Below are 278 nucleotides of genomic sequence, written 5' to 3'. Positions count from 1 at the left end.
CCCGACTACCCCGAGCAGGCACTGTCGATGGCGCTCGGTCAGATCGCGCGTCGCGTCGCGATCATGGACTCGGACGAACTCGATCCCGACGGCGATCACCTCCATTTCTGGCAGCGTGTGAACCCGGTCGTCACCGAGGTGCTCGGTCAGCTGATCAGCGGGACGCCGCAGATCCTCTACAACGGAGGACTCCCGTTCATGGCCGTCGCCTATGAGGATGTCGATGCGGCCCGCTCCGGTCTGCCGCCGGATGTCGCGGCCCTCGTGCACCGACTCGA

The 278-nt window shown here is 66.2% G+C and carries 1 protein-coding gene; it reads left to right on the top strand.

Annotated features, from left to right (window positions below):
• Positions 1–27: 27 nt before the first annotated feature.
• The coding region (locus tag SB660_RS20085; RefSeq protein WP_410584055.1) for a hypothetical protein at positions 28–278 on the top strand (251 nt) is incomplete at its 3' end.

This window comes from Bacillus sp. SIMBA_005 (assembly GCF_046535585.1).
Taxonomy (GTDB): Bacteria; Bacillota; Bacilli; order Bacillales; family Bacillaceae; genus Bacillus; species Bacillus pumilus.
The sequence above is the reverse complement of the archived record's forward strand: the minus strand, read 5'-3'. Positions and strand labels throughout refer to the sequence as shown.